Genomic DNA, 7,483 nt, shown 5'->3' on the forward strand with positions numbered 1-7,483 from the left:
AGAACCCATTTGAGATCTTTATGCAAGAAAATTTCCAATTATTGTTTGATTTAATAATCGAATATGGCATTAAAAATAAAATAATAATTCCAAATGATATTCATTGTGCATCTAGTAATGATATATTATATATTGAAAATAAGTTCAATGTGAGTCTGCCTAGTACATACAAATATTTTCTTGCTATTTATGGTAATGGTAACGGGCAATTAATAGATAATACTTTTCTTGAATATCTGCCTAATCTGTTATCTCTTCGTGAAGATGTACAAGAGATGATTGAAGAAGATGTGGCAACTGTATACGATCCAATTCCCAACGATGCTTTCTTTTTTGCCAGTACACTTTCCGCACACTACTGGTATTTTATTTGCAATGAAAATATCGATCCTGATGTCTACTACATTTCAGTAGGGGACAAGAAGCATCATAATTGTAATAAGCTATCTAATTTTATTATTGAAATATTCAATGACTCAATAGATATTATAAAAAGACGGGAAAGAAAGTAGGATGGGCAGATGCCCACGGATAAATCTGTGCGAAGCAATAACTTTGGCTTGTTCTATCGCTCGATTTGGCATAGTAGATCTCGTTGGCAGATCGTACCGAAGGTAATCGCTATTTGTTCGATCTAGTTGGTGATTTAAAGCTGTTTTTAGGATAGATCTGCATCCAACCAAAGCACCAAATCGCCCACCCGCTCGAAATCCAATAATGCCTCACCCAAATCGTCCAACCGCACCAAAGGTAAAGCCTTCACCTGCGTCTCTAACTCCAGCGATAAATTTCCCACCCGCCGATTCAACTGGCGCAAGATTAGAAACTGCGCTTGTTTTAATTCACCTTGCTGTTCGATCTCTTGATAGATAACAGATTCACGCATCATCTCACTCCGAATTACTCGTCTAATCGTATCCCCCTCTAATGTTAACCCACCGAGAATACTTGTCGCTGCAATCAAATCATTTTTACTAGCGGAATTTGGTAACTCCTCCAATCTACTTACCACCTGTCTCAACATTCCCTCCGGTGCATCGGTACGACTTAACACCGCATAAGGTAACAATCCTGGCGTAGCTAGAAACACCTCCGGCTCTACCTCCCAAATCCGCACTACATTAAATCGACACTCCAAATTCTCCAATCTAAACGCCGTTTCGTATGCTAAAGGAGAATCAGTCGGACGTAAATAAATGACCACCTGTACCATCCGTTTCTGGGGAAAGCGACGATACACCCGCAAGCGATAATCAGCCATTCTAAAGGGAATCTTCTCACTGGTATTGGTTTGAAACTCACAGTGTAAAACCACATCATCCGATTACAATAAAATCAGTGCATCAGCTCGAATCGGTTCTAAGGATAATTCAGTCGGGCTGAGAGTAGTTAATTCAATCGATTCGCCTAACAACCAACTCGCAAAATCAGCCGAGTAGCGTTCGACTAAAAACTTGGATACATTATCGAACATCCCGACTCTCCAGTGACTGTGTGAATTATTCAGCTCAATCTTAGCATCGATTTCATCACAGATCCCCGATCCCTTATTCCCGATCCTCTTGATGCCAATACTGATAAGCGGTATATGCCATCGTCACCACCCCCGTAATAATCGCCGACTCATCTACCATAAACTGGGGATGGTGGAGGGGATGATTCTTCGCATCTGCCGTACCGACACCCAACCGGAACATCGTTCCAGGGGCATGTTGCAGGTACACAGAGAAGTCTTCCGCACCGAGGGAGGGTTCGGGTAAGATTTGGACTCGATCGCCACCCCAGGCGGCTCTAGCGGATGATTCTAAAATTTGAGTCAGTGCGATATCGTTTTGAACCGAGGGTACGCCGCGTCGATAATTTACCTGACATTTTGCGCCGTAAGTCCGGCAAATATCGGTGACGATTTGCTCGATCCAAGTTGGGAGCGTCGCGTGTGTCTCTGGATGGAGCGATCGCACCGTACCGGACAATTCTACCCGATCGGCAATAATATTGGGCGCGCGTCCGCCGCTAATGGTGCCGATCGTCAGCACGATCGGGCGTAATGGGTTCTGGGTGCGGCTGATTGCCTGCTGAAGCCCCGTAATTACCTGTGACGCGATCCAGATGGCATCGATCGCTTCATGCGGTCTGGCACCGTGTCCGGACTCGCCCAGAATCGTAATTTCTAAGTCATCGGCGGCGGCGGTTAAGGCTCCATATCTAATCCCGATCGAGCCTGCGGGAATCGATGGAAATACGTGCAGGGAAAAAATACTATCCACCTCTTTCATCACCCCGTCAGCGACCATCCAGGCGGCACCCTGCGCGATTTCTTCGGCGGGTTGAAAGATAAACCGGGTACTGCCAGGTAACTGGATGCCCAGTTGAGCTAGAATCATCGCGGTGCCCAAACCCACGGTAGTATGGACATCATGACCGCACGCGTGCATGATACCTTGATTTTTGGAGCTAAATGGCAATCCCGTCCGCTCGACGATCGGCAGTGCATCCATATCAGTCCGAATTGCCAACAGTCGAGTGTCTGTACCCGCACCAGCTAGTTCGCCGACTACCCCAGTTTTACCGACAGATTCCTGTGTGTGCAACCCCGCCGCCGATAATACCCCCGCAATATACGCGGCTGTCTGATATTCTTTACCGCTCAATTCTGGATGTGCGTGTAAGTGACGGCGAATTTCGATCAGTCTGGGTGCGAGTTCGGTGGCGATGGTGTGGATGCGATCGAGCATAGGGGACGGGGAGTAAGGAGTAAGGAGGAGTTGGGGGATGGGGGATGGAGGATAAAATAAGTTTGGTAGTAAATAGCAGTAGATCGATCGCTCCACTAGCTAGGTTCCAGGCGATGCTTATTGATAAATATCTATCTATTTCTTACTTAACAACATCATGACAGATCGTACTGAGACAATTTTGGGCTTCGATCCGGGGAAGGATAAATGCGGTGTTGCGGCGATAGATGGCAATCGAGCCTTACTTTATCATCAAGTATTACTGACAGCCGAGGTAATCGATCGCATTGGCGATCTATCTGTGCAGTATAACGTCAGTCGGATTGTGATGGGCGACCAAACCACTGCCAAACAATGGCAACGACAACTATCTACCGCATTCCCCAATCTGCCGATTTCGCTAGTTGACGAGCGGTACTCTAGTCTAGAAGCCCGCGATCGCTATTGGCAAATGTATCCGCCTAATTTTTTCATTAGCTTGATTCCCCAAGGAATGCGTCAACCACCTCGCCCGATCGACGATCTTGTTGCTATTATTTTAATCGAACGATATTTGAAAATTAGGTAAAGTCGTAAGATCGCCTAATATTAAGCAGCGATCTGGTAATCTCGATCGGCTCTCAATTGCTTGACCCGATCTAAATCGTAGGGAAAAGGTGCTTTATTAAGTGGAAGATAATCAGATGGATGAGCTTGACCGTGACGAATCACCGCATTAATTACCGTACAAGACTCTCGATCGAGCTGAACGACTGAGTGGGGAACTAGTGGGGGAATGGTAACTACTTTGGGTTCGGCATCGCTGAGGAGAATATATTCATATCTACCATTATGCAAGACTATTGCTCTTTTCGATCTCTTGCAGAAGTCTATTCTAGAAAAGCACTTGCCATCCCCTGTGGATTGCTAGTAAAGCCGCGAAAAGCGATTATCATACCATCATTGAGTGTATAAACATGACACCAATTGTGGTCGAAAGTTTTTTGTGTTAGTTTAACTAGAACTTTACCCGAACCCAAGACAACAGCCGCATCACCATCAACAATAAATTCATGACACATGTAGTCCAAAGTTTTGAACAGACGGAATGAATCAAAGAATTGCTTGACACCATTTTTGCCTTGAAAATCTCCAGTAACAGGCACTCTTGGCAAACCATAGTAACTCCAGGTCACATTTTCGGCACAAGCATCGACAATATATTGAAGATCGCCTCGACTAAAAGCTTTATAAGTATCTTCAATAATGATTTTATTGGTACTCATTAGTGGTATTTGCGATTGGATTAAATTATTACTTACTACTTATTACTTATTACTTAATCAAAGCACTTCCCACACTTTTGAAGATAGCAGTGGGAAGTGCCATAACCGATTATTCCCACAGAGAGGAATTAGGTTTTGTCGCCCCCTGCGAACTCAGGCTTTGCACCCGCCCGCCGATGGGGGCGGGTTGCTTCGCATCAATGACAACATCAACCACAAACGGCACAGTGGATGCCATCGCTGTGGCTAACGCCAGATATAGGTCGGCTTCGGTTTCCACCCGACACCCATCTGCTCCTAAGCCAGCAGCAATTTTGGCAAAATCGGTCTGCGGAATCTGGGTATCGACACCTTTGAAACCTTGTAAGGTCATCCCCTGCTCGCACATATTGTAACTAGAGTCATTGAGGATAATCCAGACAGCAGGAATCCGATATTTAACAGCCGTACTCACCTCATTATTCATCAGCATCGCCCCATCCCCTACGATGGCTACCGCCTTCCCCGCTCGCGACAAAGCAGCACCGACTACCCCCGTCGCAAAATGTCCCATCGATCCCCAGCCTGTGCTAACTCGGTAACATCCAGGTCGATTAAAGGATAATCGATTTGTAGTCCAAGAGATCGCATTACCAGCATCAGCCATCACCAAGGCATCACTACCTTCGACAATAAATTTTTGCACGGCATCGAATAACACCACTGGACGGACTGGAGTTGCCTGAGTCGGCGCGATTCTCTCTATTTCAGGACGCGGTAAAGATGGAGGTGTCGAGCAACCAGATGCGGGAAAATGCTTTAACAAAGCTTGGAGAAATAGCCCGATCTCCGATTGAATCGATACAGTCTCCGCAGATGGATAGGCAACTCCAGGTACTTCCGCATCGATATCGACATGAATAAAAGAGCCACTGGGAAGCATCGTGGGGTTCCAAAACGAAGTCAACTCACTCAGTCGCGTTCCCAACACCAAGGTATGCACGGGACGGTGTTCTCGCATATAAGTAAAGACAGATTCATGTCCGCCAATGCCTGTCACGCCGACAAACTGAGGTAAATCTTCGGGGAAAATTCCTTTACCACGCGGAGAACACATTACGGCTGCTCCAGTTGCTTCCGCCAGTTGGCGAATTTCGGCGGCTGCCCCTCTAGCTCCAAAGCCAACCCAAATCGCAAAAGATCCTGCCGAGAGTAGCTGGGCACACTCAGCCACCCGATCCTCACTTACGGTTACTAGGGAACGAGAGAAATTAACCTTTGGTAAAGAGGCATTGAGCAGGCCCATTTGAATGGCTGTAGGCAGATTCAGGTGAGCGACAAAGCCCCCTGGTTGCGCTAAACCAATGGCAAGTCGGCGCGCAATCTCTGGCAGTTGGTCGGCAGATTCCAGTGTCGTTGCAAAATCAAACAGTTTGCCGCTGGTAAAAATTCCCTCAATCGGCATTGCATAGCTGCTCGTTTCTTGACAAGCCCACCGCCCCCGTTTGCCTGCGGTGGTGGCACCTGAAATAAAAATTACCTTGGCTCCGTCCCATTTCGCCGCAAACAGCCCAGTCAGCGCATTAGTGATACCGGGGCCAGTGGTGGCAAAGACAACCACCGGACGACCGTTAGCAAAGTAGGATTCTGTCGCCGCAAAACTCGCGCCGCCTTCATGCCGAAAATGCAGCACTTCGATCGGACTTTGCTCTAAAGTTGCCCAAATCGGCCCGATTGCTCCCCCAGAGACACCAAAGGCGTGTTTGACTCCTAAATCCGACAGCATTTCGACAACTGCACTAGCCACCGTTAGCAGCCCAGTAGCCGCTTGGGGCGCGGATGTGCCGGAAATGGGTAAAGAAGAAGCAGGGATTATCGAAGACTCAGACAGGCAGTTTACTGATGCTGGATCGGTAGAATAGCTTGTAGGATTCATATCATTCACCTAGAGGATAACTTCTGTAGCCCAAGTTGCTAGTTATTTGGGCGATTTTCCTGCGGAAACGCTACGCGAACGATCGCGGGTGGAGTTGATGACAAGATTTGTTGGTGCAGCATCGCCTGTGGCGATCCACACGGGTGGTATTCGGACGGGAACAGCAGATCGAGAGCATCCCGCAACTTCACGGGGATACTTCCTATTGTAACCACAAAAAATTTGCCCGTTTGTGACTAAACAGACAATTTGTATATTTTTGTTGCGTTTTTAGTACTAAGATCTCGGAATGTGCAGATGGTAACAGCAGCTTAGAAACTAATTCCCAATCGAGCGGTAACACCGCGTAGGGAATGATAACCCAAACCCACACTGACATCATCGCTGGGGCTGTAAGTTACCCCACCGCCAATCGCACCAGTGACATTAGTCTCGTCAGTCTGTTTGTAGAGTTCGCTGGTGGCTAGCGACTGAGCGATCCGCGCTTGGCTTTGAAAATACACGCCGACACTACCATAGATGGCGACTCGCGGCGCAACGTTTACAAATCCCAGCACATCCGCACCCCATTGAGGACTGAGCTTTTTAAGACCGAGATCGGTGAAGAAAAAATTACTAGGTAGAGAAAAATCATTGACCGATCGTGGCAAACTATCCTGGTTAAAAATTCCGCCAATTTCCAAGCCGATATTATTGTAGCGGATGCCGATACCGGGCGAGACGGCTCCATCTTTAAGTCCGATCGATCCTAAAATTTGGGTGTTGCTAGGAGTATTATCTCGGCGGCTAGCATTGCGATCTGGTACTGGGGATGTCGGTTCGGTGCTATAAATCGGCGTGAAGATTATCGGTGCGGGTGTAGTGTAGTAAGGATAAAACGGGTCGTAGTAATAGTCAAAGCGATTATTTTGCCGATTTTGCTGGCGCAATCGCGTTAATTCGGCATCGGCTTCGCGGACTTTTTGCGGATCGCTCCCAGATTCGCGCACTTTGTTGATTTGTTCGCCAACTTGACGTTCGACATCTCGGTTGTTGTAATTATTATTATTTTGTACGTCTTGGCGCAACCGTTCGCCATCTTTAAGCACTCGTTCGGCTTCGCGTTGCCTGTCTAGTTGCTCTGGAGTGGGTGCTTGCGCGATTTTGGGCGATCTTGTCGGTACGATCGATCTCGAAGGCAATGCAGCCAGACTCCGCTCGATCGGCATCAATCCGATCGCTACTATTATCGCCGCACAGATCGCTCTGAATGTTTGAAGTGGCATAGCTCGATCTCTGTAAGTAAATGTAATCTATTTCCTATTTTAGGCGTTAGGTATTAGGTGTTAGGTTTTAGGTTTTAGACTTTAGACTTTAGCGAAGATCTACCCACCCCGCCCTACGGGCACCCCTCCAGGGAGCTACGGTGTACACACAAGTCGGATGGGCTTCGTTTCTAGATCTAGATCCCCCCTAACCCCCTTCAAAAGGGGGGAACCGGATCCGGAAGTCCCCCGCTTGGTGCACGCCTCTGTTCCCCGACGGTTTAGCGCACGCACCAAGCAGGGGGATCTCTAGGGTTTTCACTT

The 7,483-nt window shown here is 47.5% G+C and carries 10 protein-coding genes; 3 read left to right on the forward strand and 7 right to left on the reverse strand.

What is annotated here, in order from left to right; all coding sequences use genetic code 11:
- Positions 1–512, forward strand: a 512-nt coding sequence (locus tag Q0R35_RS15710; RefSeq protein WP_295620390.1) for an SMI1/KNR4 family protein, incomplete at its 5' end; no start/stop codon positions are given.
- Positions 513–658: 146 nt separating this feature from the next.
- Here Q0R35_RS15710 and Q0R35_RS15715 read toward each other — a convergent pair.
- From Q0R35_RS15715 to Q0R35_RS15720, 3 genes are all read right to left on the reverse strand, one after another.
- Positions 659–1,261, reverse strand: coding sequence for a DUF4351 domain-containing protein (locus tag Q0R35_RS15715; protein ID WP_366944915.1), 603 nt, complete (start codon positions 1,259–1,261; stop codon positions 659–661).
- 63 nt (positions 1,262–1,324) lie between these two features.
- Positions 1,325–1,474, reverse strand: coding sequence for a hypothetical protein (locus Q0R35_RS19595; RefSeq protein ID WP_366944916.1), 150 nt, complete (start codon positions 1,472–1,474; stop codon positions 1,325–1,327).
- Between the two features lie 73 nt (positions 1,475–1,547).
- Positions 1,548–2,735, reverse strand: coding sequence for a M20 family metallopeptidase (locus Q0R35_RS15720; RefSeq protein WP_295620394.1), 1,188 nt, complete (start codon positions 2,733–2,735; stop codon positions 1,548–1,550).
- Positions 2,736–2,892: 157 nt separating this feature from the next.
- On the opposite strand from Q0R35_RS15720, the gene Q0R35_RS15725 reads away from it, so the two are divergent.
- The gene (locus Q0R35_RS15725; protein ID WP_295620397.1) at positions 2,893–3,303 is read left to right on the forward strand and encodes a pre-16S rRNA-processing nuclease YqgF; all 411 of its coding nucleotides are present in this window, start codon (positions 2,893–2,895) and stop codon (positions 3,301–3,303) included.
- Between the two features lie 20 nt (positions 3,304–3,323).
- Here the strand turns inward: Q0R35_RS15725 and Q0R35_RS15730 are convergent, their stop codons facing one another.
- The 3 genes from Q0R35_RS15730 to Q0R35_RS15740 all read right to left on the reverse strand — a co-directional run bounded on the left by Q0R35_RS15730 (position 3,324) and on the right by Q0R35_RS15740 (position 5,915).
- Complete coding sequence (locus tag Q0R35_RS15730; protein WP_295620401.1) at positions 3,324–3,572, reverse strand: hypothetical protein; 249 nt, start codon at positions 3,570–3,572, stop codon at positions 3,324–3,326.
- Positions 3,573–3,604: 32 nt separating this feature from the next.
- Positions 3,605–4,000 carry a nuclear transport factor 2 family protein gene (locus tag Q0R35_RS15735; RefSeq protein ID WP_295620404.1) on the reverse strand — a complete coding sequence of 132 codons (396 nt, stop codon included), beginning with the start codon at positions 3,998–4,000 and terminating at the stop codon, positions 3,605–3,607.
- A 109-nt stretch (positions 4,001–4,109) separates the two neighbouring features.
- Positions 4,110–5,915, reverse strand: a complete 1,806-nt coding sequence (locus tag Q0R35_RS15740; RefSeq protein WP_295620407.1) for a thiamine pyrophosphate-binding protein — start codon at positions 5,913–5,915, stop codon at positions 4,110–4,112.
- A gap of 46 nt (positions 5,916–5,961) precedes the next feature.
- Between Q0R35_RS15740 and Q0R35_RS15745 the strand changes: the two genes are divergently transcribed.
- A complete protein-coding gene (locus Q0R35_RS15745; RefSeq protein ID WP_295620410.1) occupies positions 5,962–6,126 on the forward strand; it encodes a hypothetical protein in 165 nt (54 codons plus the stop codon).
- Positions 6,127–6,226: 100 nt separating this feature from the next.
- On the opposite strand, the gene Q0R35_RS15750 is transcribed toward Q0R35_RS15745, so the two are convergent.
- Positions 6,227–7,180, reverse strand: a complete 954-nt coding sequence (locus tag Q0R35_RS15750; RefSeq protein ID WP_295620413.1) for a hypothetical protein — start codon at positions 7,178–7,180, stop codon at positions 6,227–6,229.
- Between the last annotated feature and the right edge of the window lie 303 nt (positions 7,181–7,483).

The organism is Chamaesiphon sp. GL140_3_metabinner_50 (assembly GCF_025361915.1).
In the GTDB taxonomy this organism is placed as follows: domain Bacteria; phylum Cyanobacteriota; class Cyanobacteriia; order Cyanobacteriales; family Chamaesiphonaceae; genus Chamaesiphon.

Excerpts from the sequence above, each read along its gene's own strand:
- Q0R35_RS15715 (WP_366944915.1), bottom strand. The coding sequence starts at position 1,261 with ATGGCTGATTATCGCTTGCGGGTGTATCGTCGCTTTCCCCAGAAACGG.
- Q0R35_RS19595 (WP_366944916.1), bottom strand. The coding sequence starts at position 1,474 with ATGTTCGATAATGTATCCAAGTTTTTAGTCGAACGCTACTCGGCTGAT.
- Q0R35_RS15720 (WP_295620394.1), bottom strand. The coding sequence starts at position 2,735 with ATGCTCGATCGCATCCACACCATCGCCACCGAACTCGCACCCAGACTG.
- Q0R35_RS15725 (WP_295620397.1), top strand. The coding sequence starts at position 2,893 with ATGACAGATCGTACTGAGACAATTTTGGGCTTCGATCCGGGGAAGGAT.
- Q0R35_RS15735 (WP_295620404.1), bottom strand. The coding sequence starts at position 4,000 with ATGAGTACCAATAAAATCATTATTGAAGATACTTATAAAGCTTTTAGT.
- Q0R35_RS15740 (WP_295620407.1), bottom strand. The coding sequence starts at position 5,915 with ATGAATCCTACAAGCTATTCTACCGATCCAGCATCAGTAAACTGCCTG.
- Q0R35_RS15750 (WP_295620413.1), bottom strand. The coding sequence starts at position 7,180 with ATGCCACTTCAAACATTCAGAGCGATCTGTGCGGCGATAATAGTAGCG.